This window comes from Nocardiopsis gilva YIM 90087, assembly GCF_002263495.1.
GTDB classification, from domain to species: Bacteria; Actinomycetota; Actinomycetes; order Streptosporangiales; family Streptosporangiaceae; genus Nocardiopsis_C; species Nocardiopsis_C gilva.
On record NZ_CP022753.1, the window covers coordinates 1,053,139 to 1,076,302 of the forward strand.

General features: G+C 71.6%; 21 protein-coding genes. 12 read left to right on the forward strand and 9 right to left on the reverse strand.

Annotation, left to right across the window (positions count from 1 at the left end):
- Positions 1–145 precede the first annotated feature (145 nt).
- Positions 146–1,195 carry a R2-like ligand-binding oxidase gene (locus CDO52_RS05100; protein WP_017620285.1) on the reverse strand — a complete coding sequence of 350 codons (1,050 nt, stop codon included), beginning with the start codon at positions 1,193–1,195 and terminating at the stop codon, positions 146–148.
- A 181-nt stretch (positions 1,196–1,376) separates the two neighbouring features.
- Between CDO52_RS05100 and CDO52_RS05105 the strand changes: the two genes are divergently transcribed.
- The gene (locus CDO52_RS05105) at positions 1,377–1,613 is read left to right on the forward strand and encodes a hypothetical protein (RefSeq protein ID WP_017620284.1); all 237 of its coding nucleotides are present in this window, start codon (positions 1,377–1,379) and stop codon (positions 1,611–1,613) included.
- A gap of 57 nt (positions 1,614–1,670) precedes the next feature.
- Here CDO52_RS05105 and CDO52_RS05110 read toward each other — a convergent pair whose 3' ends face one another.
- Positions 1,671–3,317, reverse strand: a complete 1,647-nt coding sequence (locus CDO52_RS05110; protein ID WP_017620283.1) for a DNA repair helicase XPB — start codon at positions 3,315–3,317, stop codon at positions 1,671–1,673.
- Between the two features lie 262 nt (positions 3,318–3,579).
- Between CDO52_RS05110 and CDO52_RS05115 the strand changes: the two genes are divergently transcribed.
- Positions 3,580–4,242 (forward strand): RNA-guided endonuclease InsQ/TnpB family protein, encoded by a 663-nt coding sequence (locus CDO52_RS05115; protein ID WP_017620282.1) that lies wholly within the window; start codon positions 3,580–3,582, stop codon positions 4,240–4,242.
- 76 nt (positions 4,243–4,318) lie between these two features.
- Complete coding sequence (locus CDO52_RS05120; protein WP_017620281.1) at positions 4,319–4,747, forward strand: TetR family transcriptional regulator C-terminal domain-containing protein; 429 nt, start codon at positions 4,319–4,321, stop codon at positions 4,745–4,747.
- Positions 4,748–4,842: 95 nt separating this feature from the next.
- Here the strand turns inward: CDO52_RS05120 and CDO52_RS05125 are convergent, their stop codons facing one another.
- The 4 genes from CDO52_RS05125 to CDO52_RS05140 form a co-directional block, all read right to left on the reverse strand.
- Positions 4,843–5,268, reverse strand: a complete 426-nt coding sequence (locus tag CDO52_RS05125) for a hypothetical protein (protein WP_017620280.1) — start codon at positions 5,266–5,268, stop codon at positions 4,843–4,845.
- 113 nt (positions 5,269–5,381) lie between these two features.
- Entirely contained in the window at positions 5,382–5,903 is a 522-nt protein-coding gene (locus CDO52_RS28555) for a hypothetical protein (RefSeq protein ID WP_232524389.1), read from the reverse strand.
- A gap of 53 nt (positions 5,904–5,956) precedes the next feature.
- Positions 5,957–6,373: a CD225/dispanin family protein gene (locus CDO52_RS05135; RefSeq protein WP_017620279.1), complete on the reverse strand. Its 417-nt coding sequence runs from the start codon at positions 6,371–6,373 to the stop codon at positions 5,957–5,959.
- A 156-nt stretch (positions 6,374–6,529) separates the two neighbouring features.
- Positions 6,530–9,079, reverse strand: a complete 2,550-nt coding sequence (locus CDO52_RS05140; RefSeq protein ID WP_017620278.1) for a helicase-associated domain-containing protein — start codon at positions 9,077–9,079, stop codon at positions 6,530–6,532.
- A 121-nt stretch (positions 9,080–9,200) separates the two neighbouring features.
- Here CDO52_RS05140 and CDO52_RS05145 point away from each other — a divergent pair, with 121 nt between their 5' ends.
- From CDO52_RS05145 to CDO52_RS05160, 4 genes are all read left to right on the forward strand, one after another.
- Complete coding sequence (locus CDO52_RS05145; protein WP_152471768.1) at positions 9,201–10,052, forward strand: hypothetical protein; 852 nt, start codon at positions 9,201–9,203, stop codon at positions 10,050–10,052.
- 548 nt (positions 10,053–10,600) lie between these two features.
- Positions 10,601–10,984 carry a cold-shock protein gene (locus tag CDO52_RS29060; RefSeq protein WP_017620276.1) on the forward strand — a complete coding sequence of 128 codons (384 nt, stop codon included), beginning with the start codon at positions 10,601–10,603 and terminating at the stop codon, positions 10,982–10,984.
- 266 nt (positions 10,985–11,250) lie between these two features.
- Positions 11,251–12,057: a DUF3027 domain-containing protein gene (locus CDO52_RS05155; protein WP_232524390.1), complete on the forward strand. Its 807-nt coding sequence runs from the start codon at positions 11,251–11,253 to the stop codon at positions 12,055–12,057.
- Between the two features lie 108 nt (positions 12,058–12,165).
- Positions 12,166–15,243 carry a sacsin N-terminal ATP-binding-like domain-containing protein gene (locus CDO52_RS05160; protein WP_017620274.1) on the forward strand — a complete coding sequence of 1,026 codons (3,078 nt, stop codon included), beginning with the start codon at positions 12,166–12,168 and terminating at the stop codon, positions 15,241–15,243.
- Between the two features lie 95 nt (positions 15,244–15,338).
- On the opposite strand, the gene CDO52_RS05165 is transcribed toward CDO52_RS05160, so the two are convergent.
- Together CDO52_RS05165 and CDO52_RS05170 are read right to left on the reverse strand one after the other, a co-directional pair.
- Entirely contained in the window at positions 15,339–16,880 is a 1,542-nt protein-coding gene (locus CDO52_RS05165; RefSeq protein WP_094932226.1) for a DUF7059 domain-containing protein, read from the reverse strand.
- Positions 16,881–17,092: 212 nt separating this feature from the next.
- Entirely contained in the window at positions 17,093–17,398 is a 306-nt protein-coding gene (locus CDO52_RS05170; protein ID WP_083919997.1) for a DUF2530 domain-containing protein, read from the reverse strand.
- Between the two features lie 187 nt (positions 17,399–17,585).
- On the opposite strand from CDO52_RS05170, the gene CDO52_RS05175 reads away from it, so the two are divergent.
- The 5 genes from CDO52_RS05175 (at position 17,586) to thpR (ending at position 22,148) form a co-directional block, all read left to right on the forward strand.
- Positions 17,586–19,073 (forward strand): NCS2 family permease, encoded by a 1,488-nt coding sequence (locus CDO52_RS05175; RefSeq protein WP_017620271.1) that lies wholly within the window; start codon positions 17,586–17,588, stop codon positions 19,071–19,073.
- 191 nt (positions 19,074–19,264) lie between these two features.
- Entirely contained in the window at positions 19,265–19,495 is a 231-nt protein-coding gene (locus tag CDO52_RS05180; protein ID WP_017620270.1) for a hypothetical protein, read from the forward strand.
- 199 nt (positions 19,496–19,694) lie between these two features.
- Entirely contained in the window at positions 19,695–20,144 is a 450-nt protein-coding gene (locus CDO52_RS05185; protein ID WP_017620269.1) for a MarR family winged helix-turn-helix transcriptional regulator, read from the forward strand.
- A gap of 176 nt (positions 20,145–20,320) precedes the next feature.
- Positions 20,321–21,556, forward strand: coding sequence for an MFS transporter (locus CDO52_RS05190; RefSeq protein ID WP_026126090.1), 1,236 nt, complete (start codon positions 20,321–20,323; stop codon positions 21,554–21,556).
- A gap of 43 nt (positions 21,557–21,599) precedes the next feature.
- On the forward strand, positions 21,600–22,148 hold the full coding sequence (gene thpR, locus CDO52_RS05195) for an RNA 2',3'-cyclic phosphodiesterase (protein WP_017620267.1): 549 nt from the start codon (positions 21,600–21,602) through the stop codon (positions 22,146–22,148).
- 253 nt (positions 22,149–22,401) lie between these two features.
- Here thpR and CDO52_RS05200 read toward each other — a convergent pair whose 3' ends face one another.
- Entirely contained in the window at positions 22,402–23,127 is a 726-nt protein-coding gene (locus CDO52_RS05200; protein WP_017620265.1) for a 3-keto-5-aminohexanoate cleavage protein, read from the reverse strand.
- Positions 23,128–23,164: the final 37 nt, after the last annotated feature.

The following is a 23,164-nucleotide window of genomic DNA, read 5'->3' on the forward strand; positions in this document are numbered from 1 at the left end:
CTTGACCAGACGGAGCGCATGGCACCGCAGCTCTTCAGCCTGCTCAGGTTCCAGGTGATCGATGAGCTCGTGGAGTTCTCTGTAGTCTCGTGCCGCCGTCATCGCAGTCTCCCTCTCCTCGCGTTCCGACGATAGTCATCGCGGCTTACTCCGACGGGGAGATCGATGGGTTGGTCCACTGCGCTGCGCGGTCCTCGGCGCCGAAGCGCTCCTCCAGTTCCTCTGGTGAGGCGTCGGTGTCGATGCGGGACACCGGCATTCCCCGGGCCGTCTCGATGGCGCCCAGACGGCGCCTCGCCCGGTTTTTGGCGTAGCTCCGCAGCTCGCTGTTGGAGAGTGCGTACTGCGCCTCCTCCGGGCCGAGCTCGTCGTCGCTGCGCCCGACCGCCTTCATCAGGTGCGGCATCAGCTCCTCCAACCGGTCCTCGACCACGTGCCAGTTGGCGTCGTCGGCGGCCACGTGCCGCCGACACGTGAACGTGCCCCACGCCATGTGGCGGCGTTCGTCGTCGCCGATATGCCGGATGATCCTGCGCATGCCCGGGAAGATCCCGCGCGCCGAGCACAGGTGGTTCCAGATGTGGTAGCCGGTCAGCGCGAGCGAGCCCTCGATGACGTGGTTGTAGGTGACCGACGCCCGGACCTGGTTGCGCGGGCTGGGGTCGCGGTCCAGGGCCCGCAGCGACGCCGGCAGTTCCTCGTAGAACAGCGCGCAGTAGCCGGGGTTGGCGTCCACGAACGCGTGCAGGTCCTCGGTCACGCCCAGCGCGTCCAGCCAGATTCGGAAGGCCTGGACGTGCTTGGCCTCCTCGAACGCGAACTGGGTCAGGTACATCTCATCGCCGATGCGGCCCTCCGCGGCCATCGCCTGGATGAAGGGCCGGATGTCCTCGGTGACGGCCTCCTCGCCCGCGACGAACCCCGCGCACAGCCGCAGAACGCGCCTCCGCGCCTGCTCGCCGAGCCCCTTCCAGTCCTCGGCGTCCTGGCTCAGGTCGATGTCGGCGGGGTTCCAGAACTTCGCGTTGCCCTTGGTGAACAGCCGAAGCGGAAAGGAGTCCCAGTTCAGCCCGCCCGAACGCACGGACCGGAAACCGTCGCGGTACGGCTCGGCGGAGGCGGCGGGATCGAGGGAACCCCCGGAGTCGGCGGCGATGGCGGGGCTGTCGGACACGCGGGCGGGGCGATCGGCCATGGGGGTACCTCCGTGTGGGGTCCGGACCCTCCAACATGCGGCCCCGACCGTCGCACTGTAAAGGGCGCGCCCGACCCCGCTGTATCGGCGCCGCTCACCCCGCCGGGAAACGGTACCGTCGTGGTGTGCCCCCTCCGGGCGCACAGGCTGGTGCTGTTCGACTCTCGAACCGGGAGAAACGTTGTTCTGTGGCGATCTGAGCGGCGACAACTACACAGAGTGCGTCGCGCAGATGCAGCTCTTCGCCGTGGCCTCATTGATCCCCGCGATGCTCGCGATGATCCTGATGGTCGCCGCCTTCGTCACCCCCGCGATGCGCCAGCGGCCCGAGCTGCGCGCGCGCACGCTCCTCTACTCGCTCATCGCGTGGGGACTCGCCGGGTTCACCTACATCCTGGGCGGGCTCCCCTCGGTGTGATCCCGACCGACGACGCTCGGGCCGGGCAACCGCGGGCGGACCCGCCGGAGGGGAGGGTCAGATCTCCTCGCCCGCCAGGACGTCCCCGGCGTCGATGATGCGGTAGGCGTAGCCCTGCTCGGCGAGGAAGCGCTGCCGGTGCGCCGCGTACTCCTGGTCGAGGGTGTCGCGGGCGATGACCGCGTAGAAGCGGGCGGTGCGCGAGTCGGACTTGGGACGGAGCAGACGGCCGAGCCGCTGCGCCTCCTCCTGCCGGGAGCCGAACGACCCCGACACCTGAATGGCCACCCCCGCCTCGGGCAGGTCGATGGAGAAGTTGGCGACCTTGGACACGACCAGGGTGTGCAGCTCACCGGAGCGGAACGCGTCGAACAGCCGCTCGCGCTCCTTGACCCTCGTCTCGCCCTTGATGACCGGGGCGTCGAGCTCCGCGCCCAGCTCGTCGAGCTGGTCGATGTATGAGCCGATGACCAGCGTCTGCTCGCCCTTGTGGCGCCGCGTCAGCTCGCGGACCACGGCGGTCTTGGCGGAGGTGGAGGAGCCGAACCGGTACTTGTCCTCGGGCTCGGCGGTGGCATACGCCAGCCGCTCGGAATCCGACAGGTCCACCCGGATCTCCACGCAGTCGGCCGGGGCGATCCACCCCTGGTTCTCCATCTGCTTCCACGGAGCGTCGTAGCGCTTGGGCCCGATCAGCGAGAACACGTCGCCCTCGCGGCCGTCCTCGCGCACCAGCGTCGCGGTCAGGCCCAGGCGGCGGCGCGCCTGGAGGTCGGCGGTCATCCGGAAGATCGGGGCAGGGAGCAGGTGCACCTCGTCGTAGATGATCAGGCCCCAGTCGCGTGCGTCGAACAGCTCCAGGTGGGTGTAGGCGCCCTTGCGGCGCGCGGCCATCACCTGGTAGGTCGCGATCGTGACGGGACGGATCTCCTTGCGGGTGCCGGAGTACTCGCCGATCTCGTCCTCGGTGAGGCTGGTGCGGCGCAGCAGCTCACTGCGCCACTGGTGCACCGAGACGGTGTTGGTGACCAGGATCAGCGTGGTGGCCTTGGCCAGCGACATCGCCGCCGCACCGACGAGCGTCTTCCCGGCGCCACAGGGCAGCACGACGACACCCGATCCTCCGGCGTAGAAGCCCTCGGCGGCCTCCCGCTGGTAGCCGCGCAGCTGCCAGCCGTCCTCGGCGAGGTCGATCTGGTGCGCCTCGCCGTCGACGTACCCCGCGCTGTCCTCGGCTGGCCAGCCGAGCTTGAGCAGCGCCTGCTTGAGGTTGCCGCGCTCGCTCGGGTGCACGGCCACGGTGTCGGACTCGATCCGCTCGCCGAGCATGCCCTTGATCTTCTTGGCCCGGACGACCTCCTCCAGCACCGCCCAGTCGAGGGCGTGCAGCACCAGCCCGTGGGCGGGGTGGGAGAGCAGCCGCAGCCGCCCGTAGCGGTCCATCGTCTCGGCGATGTCGACCAGCAGTGAGTGCGGGACGGGGTAGCGGGAGTACTCGATCAGCGCGTCGACGACCTGTTCGGCGTCGTGCCCGGCGGCGCGCGCGTTCCACAGCGCCAGCGGGGTGATCCGGTAGGTGTGCATGTGCTCCGGCGCGCGTTCCAGCTCGGCGAAGGGAGCGATGGCGCGGCGGCACTCGTCGGCCAGGTCGTGGTCGACTTCCAGCAGCAGGGTCTTGTCGGACTGGACGATCAGGCAGGACACGCGTACCTCGCAGCAGGGATCGAGAAGGCGGGCCGACCACGGGTGTGCGTCCTCGTGGGCCGGACCCGTCAACCAGGGTATGCGGGCGGCCCTCGGTCTGTCGGCTGTGCGTGGAGGGGCTGTCGATGAGGCGGGCCCCTGACACCGCTCATCTACCGCCTCTTGGTGGAAGGGTTACCGGCTTCAGCTGGTAGGTGAATCGCCCCACCAGGCAATGTCGCACCACCACACTAGGGTTCCTGTAGTCAGAGGGAGGTGACACGTGAAGCGGGAACGCGGCCACAAGGCGCGCCTCTACGTCGACCCCGATCAGGCGGCTGCGCTGGAAGAACAGGCACACGCGGCTCGCGCACTGTGGAACCTCCTGCACGACTGGTGGGTCATGGTCTCCGAGAACCGGCGGGTGTCTATGGCCGCCGCCGACGAAGCGATCCGCCAGGCCCGCAAGGACATTTCCTGGCTCGCTGCGCTGCCTGCTCAGGCCTCCCAAGCAGTTCTCAAGACGTACTACCGGGCATGGCAGAACTGCTGGGCGGGGCACGCCGGCGAGCCGACCTTCAAGGCCCGATTCCGCTCGCGCATGGCCATTGACATACCGCAAGGCGGCAATCTCGGGGTGCGCCGGATCACGCGCCGTTGGGGCGTGGTCAAGGTGCCCAAGATCGGGGTGATCCGCTTCCGGTGGACCAAGAACTTTCCGGTGGGCAAGCATGCCGATGCGCACAGTCGCATCACCGGCGCCCGCCTGGTCAAGGAGGCGAACGGCTGGCACGTAGCGTTCCGTGTCCGCACCCGGGTCAAGGAGCCCGCGCCGCACGTCGGCCCGGGCATCGGTATCGATCTTGTGGGTGCCAGGACGTGGAGCCTTCGGGGCTGCCCGGGCGATGAAGCGTCAACCACCAGCGACGGGTGCGCTTTCCGTTAGCTGGATTCTCCTGCCTGTCGGCGGGAGAGGATGTCAATATCACTTCAAGAACCGCCGCGGGCTCCTGGCCGGGGCCATGGCCTACGTGGACGAGCGCGCTACCCGCTACACCACGCCATCGGCAGAGGGGACCGGCGACGAGAGTGGGTCCGGGCGGGACGGGTCCGCGGCCGACCTCCTGCGCGAGATCGTCCTGCGCGAGGTCCAGGACACCCCGGAGGTGCGCGGCAACTCCGCCGTCTGGGGGGAGATGCGCGCGGCGGCCGTCTTCGACGCGTCGCTGCGCCCCCTGGTGGCGGAGGCGACCGGGCGGTGGAACGCCGCCCTGGCCGCGATCATCCGGGACGGCCAGAGCGACGGCAGCGTCCCGTCCGGCGTGGACCCGGCGCGGGCGGCGGCGCGGCTCACCACGATGATCGAAGGGGTCAGCTCCCGCTGGTTGGCCGGGGTGATGACCACGGACGAGGCGCACGCCCTGCTGCGCGACGCGGTCGACGCGCTCTGACCGGCTGTGCGGCGGCCCCGGCAGCGCGCGGGATGCCGCCCCGCTGTAGGGCGCGGTTCCGCGGGCTGCCACCGCAGGACAGGGGGTCCGGCCGGTCAGGCGTCCGTGGCGATCGCGGCGGCGAACAAAGCGACGCCGAGCAGGATCAGGCCCAGGTGGATCCAGTTGCTGATCCACGCGTACTTGCCGAACTTCCGGGCCTCGTAGGGGTTGGTGGTGCGCTTGCCCAGCGCGAGCGCCACCAGGATGACGCCGATGATGTTGGTGCCCTGGCAGATCAGCATGGTGATGACCGCGACGACCATGGCGCCGATCAGGCCGCCGGTGCTCGGCGGCTCCTCGACCGTACCCGCGCCCGGGTACGGCTGCGGGTATCCCGGCGGGTACGGAGGCGCCCCGTAGGCGGCCTGCGGGTAGCCCTGCCCCCACGCCGCGTCGGGCTGGCCGCCCGGCGTCGGCTCGTAGCCGCCCGCGGGGTCGTTCCAGTACCCCTGCTGTGGGTCGGGCCACTGTGCGCTCATCTTCTAGGGCCTCCGTCGAATCGTCAGGCGTGGTCCATGCTTGCGCTCCGGTCCGGTCCCTCTTGGACGGCCGAGGGGAGTCGACCGGTTGCGGCCGTATCCGGCCAGCCGGGTCACGCCGTTCCGGCCGGGGCGAACATCAGGGAGACGATGATGACGACCAGGGCGACGTAGGTGAGGGTGCACGCCCAGGTGTAGCCGATGTGGCGTTCGACCTCAGCCGGATCAGCGATCTTGGTCAGCCCCATGACCCCGAAGGCGATGCCGGGGATGTTCATCAGGAGGAAGAGCAGGGGCTCACCGATCACGAGGAAGACTATCGGGAACGCGAGGGTGAGGATCGCGCCGACGAGAGCGGCCACGGCGCTGCCCACCCGTGCCGGAGGGCCGCACGGGGGCGGGCCGGGGAACCGCTGCGATCCGGGGGCGAGCGGGGGTTCGAACCGGGGATAGGGGCGCGCCGACGACGGCGGGGGCGCCGGTGTCCAGGCCGTGGGCCCGGTGTCGGGCCGGGAGCCCGGCCCGGCACCGCTGCCGTTCCCGTCGGCCTGCTCCTGCGGCTCCATCGCCGGGCGGGCGTCCCAGTACCGCGGCGCCCGCGACCACTGCTCGTCCATCGTCTCCCTCCCGCTCACACCCGCTCCCTCTACTATTCCCGCTCTGTCGACCCGCCCGCGGGCCTCGGCGCTCACCAGTTCCGCACCGGGGCGATCCCCTCCACCCAGGATCCGGCCTGGGTGAAGATCCACAGGGAGAGGACGAACATCACGACGAACATGACGGCGGCGGCACCCAGGGAGTACCAGGAGTAGCGGGTGAGCGTCTCGGCCTCCAGGAAGCGCCCCTGGTCGCGCTTGTGCGCGGCGCGCACCGCGAACACGATTCCGATCACTCCGAAGATCCAGTTGGCGCAGCACAGGAACGTCATCGCGTGCAGGATCAGCGCCATGGTGGAGCTGCTCGACCCCGTGGGCGCCCCCGCCGCGTGATCCCGGGCGCCGTCCCGAACGGTGGCGTCCCCTCCCTGTTCCCGGGTCTGCTCACGGTTCATCCGGTCGTCGTCCCGGGGGGAGGACGCCCCGGGTGGCAGCGACTGGTTGCTCATGGCGTTGTGCCGTCCCTCTCCGCGAATCCGTTGGCCGTGGCGCCGCCTCGCACGATCGGACCACCGGGAGACCGGTCGCGCGTCCGTTGCTGGGGGCCGACGCCCGGGGCGCCGTCCCCTCATGTGTACCGCCGCGGGGGAGCGGATACACCGCCCCTATTCGGCATCTCCGGCCGAATCGGTCACCGGTTGTCCGTCTCCCGGTGTTTCGGACGCGTCGAGTGGTGCGGTCTGCCGCGCCGCGTCGAGGTCGGCCACCCCGGTGATCCGGTGGACGGCGAAGCGGTGGACCGCGGCGCGCGTGGCGTCGTAGCCGGTCATGTAGCCGCCGTCGACCCGGGCGGGTTCCACGATGCGGCTGCTCGCGCGGCCGTCGGTGTCCAGGTAGCCGATCCACACCCGGCGCCCCTTCTCCGTGGCCGCCGTGAGTGCCGCGAGCGTCGCGGCGGTCGCGGACCGCGGCGGTGCGGCGTCCGGCGCCGGGATGGGGTGCCGTACCGCCGTCGCGGCCTCGTCCCCGGCCCGGACCGCCCGCACGGCCGCCATGCGCAGTGTCGGCCCCACGGGCGCGGGCTCGTCGAGCTCCCGGGCGAGCGAACGCTCCTCGGCCCGGCGCGCCTCCGGCCCGGACAGCCGCACCGCGCCCGAGCCGTCCTCGGGCACCGGGTGGTAGCCGAGCTCGTTCAGCCGCTCCAGCAGCGTGGCGCGGGCCGCCCGGCTGGCGATGACCGTGGGCGCGAGCCGCACGAGCATCAGGTCGCCGGTGCGGCGGTCGCCGAGCAGTTCGTCCAGCACCGAGGGCTCGTCGCAGCGCAGGTAGCTCGACGCCGTGCCGACGCGCAGCCGGCCGTGCCTGCGCGCCACGTCGTCGATGAGGTAGCGCAGCGCCTGCGGCAGCGGGGTCTGGGAGTGGCGTTCGAGGAGGGCGGTGATGTCGGCGGCGCCGCGCCCCGCGTCCAGGGCGCGGCGGAGGGAGGCGTCGGTGAAGCGGTAGACGGTGGCGCCCCCGGTGGACTCCACGTCGGCGGCCAGCGCCAGCTCCCGCGCCAGATCCGGCACGAGCGGACCCGGCGCGACGGCGGTGAGGTCTCCCTGCACCAGGATGTGCGTCAGCGGCGTGGGCAGCTCCGTGGCCAGCAGCTCGGCGGCGCGGGAGTGGTCGCGCTCGGCGACGGGGGTGTCGTCGTCGGCCGACTCCGCCAGCAGCGCCTGGGTGTGGGGAGCGATGGCGCCGCGCCCCGTAAGGCCGAGCAGGGCGGCCTCCCGCAGCGCGACGTCGATGAGCTCGGTCGTGCTCTGCCCTTGGCGGCGCGGGCGCAGCCAGGCCAGGACGTCGACGACGGCCTCGGGGGTCGGCGCCGTGCCCGCGGGGGCCGCGGCGAGCGCGTGCAGTACCTCGCGACGGATCTCCGGGGCCGAGCGCCGGTCCAGGCCTTCGCCGAGGACGCTGCGTGACCGGCCGCGCGTGTCGGCCGATGCGCTGAGGGCCGCCACCCGGGTCGTGCGCAGCCACGCCTCGGCCAGCCGGAGCCAGCGCCGTTCGGGGGCCGATCGCCGCCACAGGTCGTAGCCGGGGGTGGGCAGCCACTCGCCGCCCACCTCGGCGTCGGCGGCCAGCAGCCCGGCGGCGTGTGCCGTCTCGATGAGCAGCGCGGCGGTCGGTTCGTCGGTGTCCAGGCTCTGCGCGGCCCGGCGCAGGTCGCGCACGCCCAGGCCGCCGCTGCGCAGCACGCCGGGGGGATCCTCGGCCCAGCGCTCGAGGAGTTCCTCGATCGAGCGGATGACGGTGAACGCCTGCCCGGCGGCGGCCCGCGTGGCGCGGTCGGGGTCGACCCGCGCGCCGGTGAGCGGTGGCGGGTCGGTCGCGACGCGCTGGAACAGCCGCCCCTCCCGCAGGACCAGCCCGACCTCCAAGGGAAGGGTGACGGTGTCGGCGGCGGTGGCGACCAGCAGGCCGCGGGCGAGCAGGCGGTCGACGGGGGAGGTGGCCGTGGCCGCGTCGACGTCGCGGGCCGCCGCGCCCGACACGGTGCCGTCGGGCGGCCCCCACGTCAGCCGGTCCAGCACCTCGCGGGCCTGCGGACCCGCCTCGGCGATCCGAGCGGTGAGCAGTTCGGGGGTGGCGGCCGCGGCGATCCGGGAGGCCGGGTCGCCCGCGCCGTCGGGAGCGTCGGTGCCGGCGGTGTAGCCGGTGGGCAGGCCGAGGTCGGCGGCGATCCGGTTGAGCCGCTCGGTCGGGAGGCCGCCGAGCAGGACGCGCAGCGGCGGCCCGAGCCCGGCCGGTCGGGTGAGGACGTCGCGCAGGACCGAGACCGGGCGGAGCCCGTCGCCGTCCACCCAGACCAACGCGGCGCCGTGGAGCCGGGACAGGGCCTCGTCCAGACGCTTGTCCGGGACGTCGAGGGCGGCGGCGAGCCGGTCGCGGCCGACCCCCGGCGTCGCGCTCGCCCGGTCGTCGCCGAGCGCGACCAGCCCCTCCAGGACACACAGCGTGAAGCGGTCCAACCGGTCCAGAACGCGCAGCACGGCCGGCCGGGAGACGGCACGGGCGGCCAGCGCGGCGATGTCGGCGGGGACGGGGGTGATGAGATCCGGGCGCGCCTCGAACAGCGCGGCCAGCTCGGTGTCGGACAGGTTCCGCAGCCACGAGGTGAATGTGGGGAGCCGACCCCCACCCCCGCGCCCCGCATCGGCGTCGTCGATCATCGTTCATCACGCTATGCCATCCGCGCGTCCGTGGCCGTTCCGGGGCGCGGGGGTGGGGGCGGTCGCCCGGGGCGCCCGAGATCCCCTGGGCCATCGGCGATCTTGGGGCACTATGGGGCGTATGACTGAGCCTGAGCGTGCGGAACAGGTGGTGCTGGCCTACCTCGCGCAGGTCGGGGACGCCGCGTACGGGCGGCTCTCCCACCGGCAGCGCGCCAGGTTCATCGGCGACCTTCGCGGGCGCATCAACGCCGCCTGTGCGGCGGCCAACGCGCGCAGCCCGGAGCGGGTGCGGCGGATTCTGCGCGAGTTCGGCGATCCGGAGGACGTGGTTCTACGCGCCTGCCGACAGGGGCCGGGCATGGCCGACGAGCAGGTGGTGGACGGGGCCGCACTCGGGGATGGCGCGGACGGCGGCGACGAAGGCGAGGGAGAGTCCGAGGGCCGGGGGTGGGCGGGCTCCGAGCGTCCCATGCCCGCCCACCGTGTCCACCGGGATCCGCCGCCCTGGCGCGGCGGGCCGGACCGGAGCTGGCTGCGCGGCGCGTCGGGCGCTCGCGGCGACGCCGACGCGGGTTCCTCGCGCGCCACGGGACCAGGGCCGATCGATGTCGCCCGCCGCTATCCGGCGGAGGCGCTCACCATCGGTATCTACCTGATCAGCGGCATTATCGGCGGTATCGTCTTCCTCTGGCTGCTGGGCGCCGTGCTGGCGGTGCTGAGCCGGGTCTGGTCGCGCGTCGACCGGTGGGTCGCGGTCGTGGTCCCGGTCGCCGCGACGGTCGGGGGCATGGCGCTGTGGCAGGGGGAGGCGCCCTACGTCGACCAGTTCATCATGGCGTCACTCCTGGACACGGGCGTGATCGGGCTGCGCGTGGCGGCGGTGGCGTGCGGGCTGTACTTCGCCCTGCGACTGATGCGCCTGGTGCGGCGCGCCGAGGTTGGGGGAGCCGGGCGGGCGCGGTCGGAGTAGGGTGCCGCCCGATGTCGCGCGGTGTCGGTCATCCACCGGCAAACCCTCAGGAATATCGTGCTTGACCTGCGCATTTCTGTGAGTGGCGGGTGAGACGTCGGGTAATGATGTCCATGCGTTCCGTTCCGGTTTGGTCCGGGTTGCGGACGCGATTGGCGCGCATGCGACGACATCGGCGTGCGGCGTCATCGGCATTGACGGCATCCTGGTCCCGCCGGGTCCCGTCCCATAACTCCGCAACCAGCGGCGACGGGGATCGTTGTCAATGGAGAGGCCCGGAGATCCGCGTCCGGGCCTCTCGTGCGTCCGCTCTCGGGGTGTCGCGGACTCCGTTGGAGATGGCCGGTTATGGCCGTTTCTTTGCGGTGATTTGCGGCTTTTCGCGGCGGTTAGTCTCTCGCTCGATACGCTCTGTGGGCACTAGCCTTAAAAGGTCCCTATGGGAAGATAGGGCGCAAGGAGGCCAAGCGGACATTCGGTGCTGAACGCGGCCGATCCGCCCGGCCTCCTTCCTATTGGTCCGACGGCGAGAGCGTGAGGTCACACACGTGCCCACCGGCAAGGTCAAGTGGTACGACAGCGACAAGGGTTTCGGCTTTCTCACCCGTGATGACGGCGGTGAGGTCTTCGTGCATTCCTCCGCGCTGCCGCAAGGGGCCACCTCCCTGCGCCCCGGGCAGCGGGTGGAATTCGGTGTCGTCGAAGGGCGCAAGGGGGCTCAGGCGCTCCAGGTGAAACTTCTCGACGCCCCGCGTACGGTCTCCAAGGCCCAGCGCAAGAAGCCGGACGAGATGGTGATCATCGTCGAGGACCTCATCAAGCTCCTCGACGGCGTCTCCACGTCCTACCGCCGGGGCAAGCACCCCGACCGCCGCGAGGCGGCGAAGATCGCGCAGGTCCTCCGCGTCGTCGCCGACGACCTGGAGGCCTGAGAAGCTCCCTGTGGCCCCGGCGGCGTCCGTGTGCGAACGCCCCGCGGCCGAGCACGTCAACGCATCAGTGAAACCCGTGCCCCCGAGGCACGCCCACCCATCGACAGGAAAGGTACGACGTCAGCCCGTCCGACGGTCGGCCAAGGGTGAGCCCCGCCACTTTTTCGGTGGCGGGGCGTGCCATGACGCCCCCAAGTCGACGTAACGGTCGACTATCGATCGGTGTCATGGTCAAGTCGGGGGTCGCAATCAGCGAAAATGGAACTGTGAGCCGTAGCCGTCGTTCTCCCACACCAGACAAGGCCTGCATCGAAGCGGTCGAACTGGCCCGCTCTGTGGCCGCCGAGATCGGGCGGCCGGACTGGGTCGGCGACCACCTCTCCGCGCAAGTCGAGGGTGATCGTCTCGTCACCCATATCTTCGGCTGCCTCGACCCCGCCTACCCCGGCTGGCACTACGCGGTCACCGTGGTACGCGCCTCCCGTGCGAAGAGGGTCACGGTCAACGAGGCGGTGCTGATCCCCGGCGCCGAAGCCCTGATCGCTCCCCAATGGGTGCCCTGGAAGGAGCGCCTGCGCCCGGGTGACCTCGGCGTGGGCGACCTGCTGCCCACCGAGGCCGACGACGCGCGCCTGATGCCCGGATTCGCCCAGGTGCCCGGGGGCGAGCTCGACGAAGAGGGCGCCGACCAGCAGATGCTCTGGGAGCTCGGCCTGGGCCGGGTCCGCGTCCTGTCGGAGCTCGGCCGCGAGGCCGCGGCCGAGCGCTGGTACAACGGCGACGCCGGACCGCGCAGCCCGATCGCCGCCTCCGCCCCCGCCAAGTGCGCGACCTGCGGCTTCATGACCCCGCTCGCCGGTGAGTTCCGGCAGATGTTCGGCGTCTGCACCAACGAGTTCGCGCCCGACGACGGCAGGGTCGTCTCGCTGGACCACGGCTGCGGCGCCCACTCCGAGGCCGCGCGCCCCGCCCCCCGCCCCGACCCGGTCGCCCCCGTCGTCGACGAGCTGGGCTACGATCACATCGTCTTCGACGACACCACCGAACTGGAGCTCGTCTCCTCGGAGAACTGACATCCCCCAAGGCCGCTCCGCGGCCCGTCCCCAATCGAAAAACCTCTTTCGAGAACGTCCCCGGGGTCGCGTACCGTAGTGCCGCACCCACTCTTAAGAGGTTGATTCATGTCCCAGACATCGGACGACCCGTTCGGCACGACCGAACTTCGCCGACGTGTCCTCGATGGCTGGGCCGACGCACCGGCGCGCTTTCGCGAGGACGCCAACGCGGAGGAGGACTACGCGCTCGGCGGCTACCGCGACCGCGTCATCGTCGAACTCGCGCAGAACGCCGCCGACGCCGCCCGCCGCACGGGCGGCACCGGTCGGCTCCTGCTCCGGCTGAGCGACCACCGGTTCATCGCGGCCAACACCGGTGCGCCGCTGACAGCCGCGGGTGTGGAGTCCCTCGCCACGCTGCGTGCCTCCGCCAAGCGCGACGATGCCGCCGCGGGCGGCTCCACCGGGCGCTTCGGCGTCGGTTTCTCCGCCGTTGCCGCCATCAGCGACGACGTCACGGTGGCCTCGCACGAGGGAGCGGTGCGCTTCGACCGCACCGATGCCTCCGCCGAGGTCCGCGCCCTCCTGCTCGAACCCGGTCGCGCCCACCCCGAGCTGGGGGAGGAGTTCGAGCGGCGCGGTGAGCAGGTGCCGCTGCTCCGGCTGCCCTTCGCCTGCCAGTCCGCCGTGCCCGCGGGCTACGACACCGCGGTCACCCTCGTGCTCCGCGACGACGAGGTCCGCGACCGCCTGCGCGCCCAGCTCGCCGAGACCAGTGAGGCGCTGCTGCTCGCCCTTCCCGACCTCGCCGAGGTGCGCATCGAGACCGGGGACACCGAGCGCGTGCTCACCCGCGAGTCCGGGCCGGGCGCGGACGGCACCGGCGAGGTGCTGACCCGGGTCCGCGACCGGGCGGGGGAGCACATCACCCGATGGCGCACCGTCACGCGCTCCGGCCGGGTCGAACCCTCCCTCCTCGCCGACCGCCCCACCGAGGAGCGCGCGCGTCTGGACTGGACCCTCACCTGGGCCGCCGCCGTGACACCCGACGGCCATGTCGCCGAGCTCCCGTCCGGCGTCGAGCGCGTCGTGCACGCGCCCACCCCCAGCGGCGACGAACTCGCCCTGCCCGCCCTGCTCATCGGGACCTTCCCACTCACCCCCGACCGCCGCCGCATCGCCCAGGGCCCTGCGGCCGAGATGCTCACCGGCGAGGCTGCCGAGGCCTACTGCGACCTGCTCTGCGCCTTCGAGGCCCGCGCCGCGCTGGACCTCGTTCCGGTCACCGCGCTGGGTCGAGGGGAGTTCGACGCCGGGTTCCGCTCCCACGTCGCCAAGGCCCTGCCGGACACCCCCTTCCTGCGCACCAGCGAGGGCGACCCCATCCGGCCGCGCGACGCCGTACTGCTGGAGGGAGGGCCGGAGGTCACCGCCGTGGTCGGCGCACTCGTCCGCACCGCGCTCCCCGGCCACTGGAACCCGCGTCACCCGGGGCTCGCGCAGCTGCGGGTGCGCCGCGTCGGCCTCGCCGAACTGGCCGACCTGCTCGCCGACCTCGACCGCGAACCGAGCTGGTGGGCGCGGCTGTACGCCGCGCTGCGCGCCGCCGGGCGGCAAGGCGCCGACCTGGGCGATCTCGGTGCGCTGCCGGTCCCGCTGTCCGACGGGCGGCTGGTCCGCGGCCCGCGCTCACTGCTCGTTCCGGTGGGCGACCTCTTCGGCGCCGACCAGATCGACCCGCACACGCTGGACCCGCTCGGCCTGCGGATCGTGCACCCCGAGGCCGCCGACCCGCTGCTGACGCGCCTCGGCGCCATCGAGGCCAACGAGGCGGCGGTGCTCACCGACCCGCAGACCCGCGCGGCCGTGGAGAACTCGCTGGAGGCGGACAACCCCGAGGAGATCGCGGCCGCGGTGCTGGAGCTGGTGGCCGCCTCCGGGACCACCGCCGACGACGCACCCTGGCTGGCCGAACTCGCCCTGCCGGACGACGAGGGCGGGTACTCGGTCGCGGGCGAGCTGCTGCTGCCGAGCAGCCCGCTGCTGGACATCTTCACCGACGACGCGCCGTTCGGCGTCGTCTCCACCGACACCGTCGAGCGCCACGGCGCCGACGCCCTGCGCGCGGTCGGCGTGCTCGACGCGTTCAACCTGGTGCGCGCCGAGGACGTCACGCTGGGCGCCGCGCTCGACCACGACGATCTTCCGCTGGACGGCCTGGAGGAGTGGGCCGAGGAGGTCGCCGAGCGCACCGGCGCGGCCGACATCCCGCCCGTCGTCCCCGAACTGGTCGGCGTCGCCGACCTGGAGTTCGTCCGCGAGGACCGCTGGCCGCAGGCGCTGGAGCTGCTCGCCGGTCCCCGCACGCGCGGGGCGATCGTCGAGCCCGCGCGGGTGCTCAGCGGCGACGGCCGCGCCGTGGACGTCCCCTCCTACACGGCGTGGTGGCTGCGCACCGGCGCGGTCCTGGGCGGCCGCTGCCCGGTGGAACTGCGGACCCGCGACGCCGCCCCGGCGCTCACCGGCCTCTACGACCTGGCCCCCGAGAGCCTCGACCCGGCGTTCGCCCGGGAGATCGGCGTGCGGGCCAGCCTGGAGGCCCTGATGGCCGAGCCGGACGGCCCCGACGACCTGCTGGAACGGCTGGCCGACCCGCAGCGCCACGTCGAGCGCCAGGCGCTGCGCGAGATCTGGACCGCCATCGCCGCGGTGGACCCCGACCGCGTCTCCCCGCCCGAACGGGTCCGCGCGGTGCGCGGCGGCGCCATCGTGGTCGCCGATCCCGAGGAGACCGTGGTCGTCGACACTCCCGACCTCCTGCCGCTGCTGGACGACCGCCCCGTCGTCCTCGTGCCCGCCGAGCAGGCGGTCGCGATGGCCGACGTCCTCGACATCGCCCTCGCCAGCGAAGTGGTCCCGGGCGAAGTCGCCTCGGTGGGCGAACTCCGTCCGATACCCGAGGTCGTGGCGCTCTTCCTCGACATCGACATGCACACCTACCTGCACCACGACGAGCTGCGGGTCGATGGCGTCCCCGTGGAATGGCGCTACAGGGGCGGCTCCCTGCACGCGGCCACCACCGACGGCCTGGCCCGCGCCCTGTGCTGGGCCGCCGGACGCTGGTCCAGCCGCCACCTCCTCGCGGCCGTCCTCCGCGACCCCGCCGAGGCCCCGGCCCTCCTGGCCGAGACCGACCTCGACTAGCGCCCCAGCCCGCTCATCCGTTGATCTCGGGGATATCGACCGAATGTCGGCGATTATTCGGTCGATATCCCCGAGATCAACGAGGGCGGGGCGGGTCACCGCGTGACGCGGAAGAAGCCTTCGGTGATCAGCGACCGCAGCACGTCCGGGGTACGGGCGCGGACCGCCGCGGCGTCCTGGTCGGTGAGTTCGGCGATCGCGTCGAGGAGGGGGCCCACGGGCATGGTCCCGTCGCAGACGCTCGCCAACGCCGCCTCGATCGTGCCGACCTGGGCCACACGGTGCAGGCCGCCGCGCTGGCGGAGCAGGATCTTCTCCGGGTCCGGTGCGCCCGGCGTGCCGATCCGCTCCTCCACGACGTCCGGCGCCAGTGCGACGTGCGCGGACAGTAGGGCCGCGTCGGTCAGGCGGCGGGCCGTCATGGCGCCGTCGACCACATCGGGCAGGTAGCGGCCGACCGGCTGCTCGATCTCGTGGCGCAGCTCCTCCACGCGCACGGCGGCGTCCTGGGCGGCGTCGTTGCGCACCGAGATCCAGCCGAAGCCGATCCCCGTGACACCCTCCCGCTCGAAGTAGTCCAGCCAGGCGTCATAGCGGCGGGTGTACTCGGGGGTGCCGTGCTCGCAGGAGTCGCGCAGCCACAGCTCCACGTACTCCGCCGGGTCCTGCACGTCGCGCTGGACCACCCAGCCCGAGCACCCCGTGCCCGTCACCCACGCGCCGACCCGGTCGCGCCAGTCCTCGTCCTTGACGTGCAGCCAGTTGGCCAGGATCTGGATCCAGCCGCCATCGGTGAGGTGGTCGGGTGCCTGCCGGATGATCTCCGCGCACACCGCGTCCCCCGAGAGGTCGGACTCGCGGTAGGTGTAGCGCGCCGAGTCGGGCGTGATGACGAACGGGGGGTTCGACACGATGAGGTCGAACCGCTCCCCGGCGACCGGGGCGTACAGCGAGCCCTGCCGCATGCTTACGTTGTCGACACCGGAGAGCGCGCAGCTGATCTCGGCGAGGTGCAGGGCGCGCGGGTTGACGTCGGTCGCGCACACGTCGGCGGCGCGACCAGCCAGGTGCAGCGCCTGCACGCCGCAGCCGGTACCCAGGTCGAGCGCGCGGTCCACGGGGCCGTCCACGATCAGCTTCGACAGCGTGGCCGAGGCGCCGCCCGCGCCGACCACGTGGTCCGGACGCGGGTTGCCGTGCCCGGGGCGGACGGTGGGGTCGGAGACCACGTAGCCCGCGCGCACTGTGCCGCCGACACCGCCGTCGCCGGAACCGGCGCCGCGACGTACGTCGCGCCCCTCGTCCACCTCCCACGGCGTCAGGTGGACCAGGGCGCGCACCTCGCCGTCGCCCACGGCCAGCAGCCCGGCCTCGGCGAGCTCGGCGACGGGGAGGATGCCGCGCGCGGCCTTCTCCGGGATCGGCTCGTGCAGCCACCACAGGCGCAACAGCATCCCCAGCCGTTCCTCGCCGCCGGTGGCGCGCAGAGCGGGGACGAGCTGCTCACGGGCGAGCGCCCGGGCGGCCGTGTCACCGAGCCGGTCGCGGACGCCGGAGACGGTGTAGTCGGCGTCGATCAGGATGCGCCGCAGGCGGTCGGCGAGACGTCGCGGGAAAGGGTGCAGCGATTCAGACACCTGCCCATTATCGAGCAGAAACGGCGAAGAAGTGTGACTGGTACGCCGGACCGCAATCCACCATGTTGCTCGCGTCTCCAGGAGGACCGAACGGGTACCCGGGCCGTGGCCCGGAGCGTCGAACGTCGCGCTGTGGAGCACGTACGCCGAGACCCGCGCCTGACCTGGGATGACGGGCGAACGAAATCACCTGTGGCAACGATCACGCGTGGTCACGAGTGCTCCTGCGGTGCCGCGTCCTCGCCCTGCTGTTCGGCGCGCTCGCGGCGCCTGGCCGCGCCGCGTTCCTCGGCCTCTCGGCGTTTGCGCAGCAGACGGGGGATGTAGAGGTAGGCGAACACGCCCAGCGCGATGCCCACGGCGCAGACCCAGATCCACCACCGCTCCGTCTCGGGCAGCTTCTCACCCATCGCGACCAGCACGACGAGGGCGACGAGCCACGCCGCGACGCCCAGGGCCGTGGGCACGCGGTAGTCGCTCTCCATGACGTCGGGGTCGGGCTGACGGGGTTTACGCACGGTTTCAGGCTAGTCGATCGGGGGGTCGCAGCCGTCGGAGCGAAACCCGGGTGTTTGTATATTCCTCTGAATAAGGGAGGATTTCCGGCGTCTCGAGCTGTAGGAAGCTTCAACTACGCTGACCTCGTAACTTTGCCCAAACAGGGCGAATTTCATGCCGTAACCCGAACAGGGCAGGTTCAACCGCGTGAACGCACCGTCCAGATCCACAGCACAGCAGTCACCCTCCGCGCACGGCGGAGGGTTCAAGGCACGCCTCGACGGCTACTTCGGGGTGTCGGTCCGGGGCTCGAACTTCGCCCGGGAGATCCGCGGCGGCATGGCGACCTTCTTCGCCATGGCCTACATCGTCGTCCTCAACCCGCTGATCATCGGCACCGCGCCGGACAAGAACGGCGACACCCTGGGCATCCCCCAGGTCGCGGCGGTGACGGCGCTGGTCGCGGGGATCGTCTGCGTCCTGATGGGCGTCGTCAGCCGCTATCCGTTCGCCATCGCGGCGGGCATGGGCCTCAACGCGGTCGTCGCCTATGTCCTGGCACCGGTGATGACGTGGGCCGACGTCATGGGCCTGCTGATCATCGAGGGCGTCGTCCTGCTGATCCTCGTCCTCACCGGGTTCCGGACCGCCGTCTTCGCGATCATCCCCGGCGATCTGAAGGCCGCCATCTCTGTCGGCGTGGGCCTGTTCCTCGCCCTGATCGGCTTCGTGAACGCCGGGTTCGTCCGCCCGGGCGAGGGCACACCGCTCCAGCTCGGCACCGGTGGCCTGGACGGCTGGCCGATCTTCGTCTTCGTCGTGGGGCTGCTGCTGACCATCGGGCTGATGGTGCGCCGGGTCAAGGGCGCGATGCTCATCGGCATCATCTTCGCGACCGTCCTGGGCATCGTGCTGGAGGTCGTCGGCAACATCGGCCCGCGCGTGGGGGAGGACGGCGAGGTCGTCAACGAGCTGGGCTGGTCGCTCACGGTGCCGTCGATCCCCACCTCCCTCGGCCACCTGGTCTCCGTCCCGGACCTGAGCCTGGTGGGCAAGTTCGACCTGCTCGGCAGCTGGTCCAGCGCGGGTGCGGTCACCGTGGTCATGCTGCTGTTCACCCTGCTGCTGGCCGACTTCTTCGACACGATGGGCACCATGGTCGGCGTCGCCAACCAGGCCGGGCTGACCGACGAGGACGGCAACATGGCCCACACGCGCGAGGTCCTCGTCGTCGACGCGATGGGCACGATCCTCGGCGGCGTCGGCTCGGCGTCGGTGAACACGGTCTACGCGGAATCGGCGGCCGGTGTGGGTGAGGGCGCTCGGACGGGCATCGCCCCGATCGTCACCGGCACGCTGTTCTTCGTCGCCATGTTCTTCACCCCGCTCGTCGGGCTCGTTCCCTTCGAGGCGGCCACTCCGGTGCTGGTCGTGGTGGGCTTCATGATGATGACTCAGGTCACCCGGATCGACTTCAGCGACCTGGGCATCGGCATCCCGGCCTTCCTGGCGATCGTGATCATGCCCTACACCTACTCGATCGCCAACGGCATCGGGGCCGCGTTCATCGGCTACGCGTTCATCCGCCTGATCCAGGGCCGCCGCCGGGAGCTGAGCCCGCTGCTGTGGGTCGTGGTCGTCATCTTCCTGGTCCACTTCGCCGAGTCACCGTTCAAGGCGCTCCTTGGCGTTTAGGTATTCGCGGCGTGGTTCGCGCGCGGAACCTCAATGGCCGGAACCGGCCTATTCGAGCTCCCCTCTTGGCTGCGTTGCGATCAGGGATACACACTCTTCGGAGGCATTCGTTCACGCGTCGTCATCGCTGAGTGGGTGCTGATCGTCCAGCGGCGGAGCCGCTGGTTTCGTCCGAGAGGAGAAGAGGCGCCATGTCGAACCCCTACGCTTTCCCGCCAGGCTCCAACATGGATTACATCGTCAAGGGCGAGGACGACGCCGTACCGCAGTCAAAGCTGAAGGCAGTGCGCGACTACGCCGCGCAGCAGGAGAAGGCGATCTGGGACGCTCATCCTAACGGCATCGACGGCAATGACAGTCGGAGCCTCGGTCGTGTCTATGCCTTTGGGGCCATCAAGGAGGCGCTGGACAAGGCCCTGTAAGGGCAGGCACACCGCACGGTCGCCGTCCTGGTGCCGCGGTCGCGGTTCGACGGATTGACGAGAGAACGAGGCCCCCGCCGATGGGGGCCTCGTTTGTGCCTGGGGTGCTCAAGGCGGGAGCGGGGAACGCGACGTGCTCGCCGCCAGGGGGAAATAGCGCGTAGTGCGATATCGTTAGCAAAGGTAATGAGTGAGGCTAATGAATCGATCACTTCTCTCCCAGCAGACCAGGACCGACGCGGGACTGGCGGCGGTACTCCGCGTGGCCGTGGGCAGGCTGGCCCGGAGGCTGCGGGCGCAGCGGCCCGACGCGAGCCTGTCGCTCGGGCAGACCGCCGTGCTGTTCACCCTCGCCCGGCACGGGCAGATGACCCCCGGTGCGCTGGCCGAGCACGAGAAGGTGCAGCCGCCGTCGATGACGCGGATCATCGCGGCGCTGGAGGCGCGCTCGCTGGTACGCCGGACACCCCATCCGGACGATCGTCGACAGCAGCTGGTGGACCTCACCGACGCGGGTCGGGAAATGGTGCGGGAGGACCAGCGCAGCCGCGAGATGTGGCTGGCGCGGCGCCTGGCCGAGCTGTCCCCGGAGGAGAAGGACACGCTGCGCGCCGCCGCCCGGATCCTGGAGCAGCTGAGCCAGGCGTGACCGGTGGGGCCGAGCGAGCCGATCCGGGGCCCGAGACGATCCCGGAGACGGCCGGTACCGCCGGGTCCGATGTCGCCACGCACGATCGGGCCGAAGGCGATGGCGAGAGCGCGGGGGACGACGACCGGTTACCCGGTTCCCCGGAGACCGGTTCCGGCTCCCGCTCGGGCTCCGGGATGTTCCGCTCGCTGGCCAACCGCAACTACCGGCTGTTCATCTCCGGCCAGGTCGTCTCCAACACCGGCACCTGGATGCAGCGCATCGCGCAGGACTGGCTGGTGCTGGCGCTCAGCGACGGCAGCGGTGTGGCGCTCGGCATCACCACCGCACTGCAGTTCCTGCCCATGATGCTGCTGGGCCTGTGGGGCGGAACGCTCGTCGACCGCATGTCCAAGCGCCACCTGCTCATCGCGACGCAGGCCGCCATGGGCCTGCTGGCCCTCGGGCTCGGCACCCTCACCGTCGCGGGCCACGCGGAAGTGTGGCATGTCTACCTCTTCGCCCTCGCCCTCGGCACGGTCACCGTCCTGGACAACCCCGGACGCCAGACGTTCGTCGAGGAGATGGTCGGCCGCCGCGACCTGCCCAACGCCGTCGCTCTGAACAGCGCGAGCTTCCAGCTGGGACGGGTCGCCGGACCCGCCATCGCCGGGCTGATGATCGCCGCCGTCGGCAGCGGCGTGGTCTTCCTCGTCAACGCGGTGTCGTTCGCCGGGGTCATCCTCGGTCTGGCGCTGATGCGCCCCGCAGAGCTGCACGTCACCGAATCGGTCCCGCGCGCCAAGGGGCAGACCCGCGAGGGGCTCGCCTACATCCTCGGCCGCCCCGACCTGCTCCTGCTCCTGGTCATGACCGCGTTCGTCCAGCTCTTCGGCGCCAATGTGCAGAACCAGATCGCGCTGATCACCAAGAACGAGTTCGAGACCGGGCCCGCCCCCTACGGGATCGCGGCCGCCGCGCTCGCCGTGGGCGCCCTGTCCGGGGCGCTGCTGGCGGCCCGCAGGGAACGGCCGCGGCTGCGCGTGATCCTAGCCGGGGCGGTCCTGTTCGGCGCACTCCAGGCGGTGGCCTCCCTGATGCCCGGCTACCTGGGATTCGTCGCCGTGCTCTTCCCCATGGGGCTCGCGTTCATGACGTGGACGACCTCCCTCAACGCCCACTTCCAACTGAGCGTCCCTCCGACGATGCGCGGCCGGGTGATGGCCATCTACATGCTCTTCTTCCTCGGGATGACGCCCGTGGGGGCGCCCATCGTGGGGTTCCTCGCCGACACGTTCGGCCCGCGGACCGGGCTGGCTATCGGCGGGACGGTGAGCATGGCCGTCGTCCTCCTCGTTGCCGCGATGTTGGCGCACCGCAACCGCGCGAAGGCCCCGCCAGTGGGAACAAACAGGGAACAAGGAGGGCAGTAGCGCTCGCACGCGGGCGGCGACGAACCGACGACGGAGGTGGCGGATGCGGCTCTTCCTCGCTATCGATCCCCCGGACGACCTGCTGGAGCGTGTGGAGGAGGCGGCCAGCGCGCTCCGGGCCGACGGCGACGGCCTGCGCTGGAGCCACCCCGAGGACTGGCACCTCACCCTCGTCTTCCTCGGCGAGGTCGACGACGGCCTCCGGACACTTCTGGAGAAGCGCTTCGCCGCCGAGATCCACCACCACCCGCCTCTCTCGCTCGCGGTACGCGGGGCGGGCACCTTCCCCGGCGACGAAACGCGGGCCCGCGTGCTGTGGGCGGGGTTCGAGGGGGACATCGGCGCGCTCGGCCGACTCGCCGCCGACCTGCGCCGCGTGGCCCGGAAGTCCGGGGTGCCGATCGAACGCCGCCCCTACGTGCCGCACCTCACTCTGGCGCGCAGCCGCATCCCCGCCGACGTCAGCGGCCACCGCTCCGTCCTGCGCTCCCTGGCCACTCCGTTCTGGACGGCGGACACCGTTCGGCTGCTCCAGAGCATCCCCGGAGGGTCTCCCCGGTACCGAACCGTCGCCACCTGGCCATTAGGCTGACAACAGGCCGATAACGGCCCCACACACCCCACGCAAGACGAGTAAGGCCGGACCATGAGCATGCTCACCAACAACCGCAAGCAGCGCTGGCTCCTGCCCGTGGTGCTCGCGGCGATCATGCTCATCGTTCTGATCGGCTCGTTCTTCGGCTGACCCCCGGGCCGTCCCTCCCATCCGTTGATCTCGGAGATATTGGGGTAAAAAACGGCTCTGAGACCCCAATATCCCCGAGATCAACGGGGGAGGCGGGCGGTCACGCCGTCGCCGCGACGCGCGCGACGGCACGGGCGACGAGGTCGGCGTTGTCCGCCGCCTCCGCGCCCTCTGGCGTGCGCAGCGTGTCCTCCAGGCCGATGCGGATGTCGTGCCCGGCCTCGATCGCGGCGTCGAGTACCGGCCAGGCGGTGTCGTCCTGCCCGTGCAGCAGGCGCGGAAGCTCGATTCCGGCGCGGTCGAGGATGCCGGCGATGGCCGACGCGTTCTCCAGCGCCGCCTGGGTCGTGGCCTGTGTGGGCTCGATGAGGACCGCGCTGAACTCCTCGGACAGTCCGCTGGCGGCCAGAATGCGGGCCGCCTCGACCGTCCACACCCCGGCCTCGACCCGTACCCGGCGGTCGAGTAGCAGCCGGGCGACCTCCACCGACCCGGGCTCGTGCAGATTGACGGTGGCCGAATCCGGCAATTGGCCCCAGCGCTGGACGACGTCGTAGCGGCGCCACGGATCGGGCTCGGCGGACAGCGCGGTGGTCACGCTGATCGGTACGCCGGGGACGGCCGCGCGCAGGCGCTCCAGCAACGGGGTGAGGACCTGGGGATCCAGTGCTTCAGCCCCCCGCTTGTCCCGCGGGTGGACGTGGATCTCGTCGGCGCCGCTGTCCACGGCCGCGCGGGCATCCTCGGCTACCTGGTCCATCGAGATCGGCAGGGCGGGATGCGCACCCGGACGGCGGTCACCGTTGAGGCAGGCGACGATTCGCATGGTCTTCCTCTCGCCTCGGGTGCTCGTCGTAAGCGGA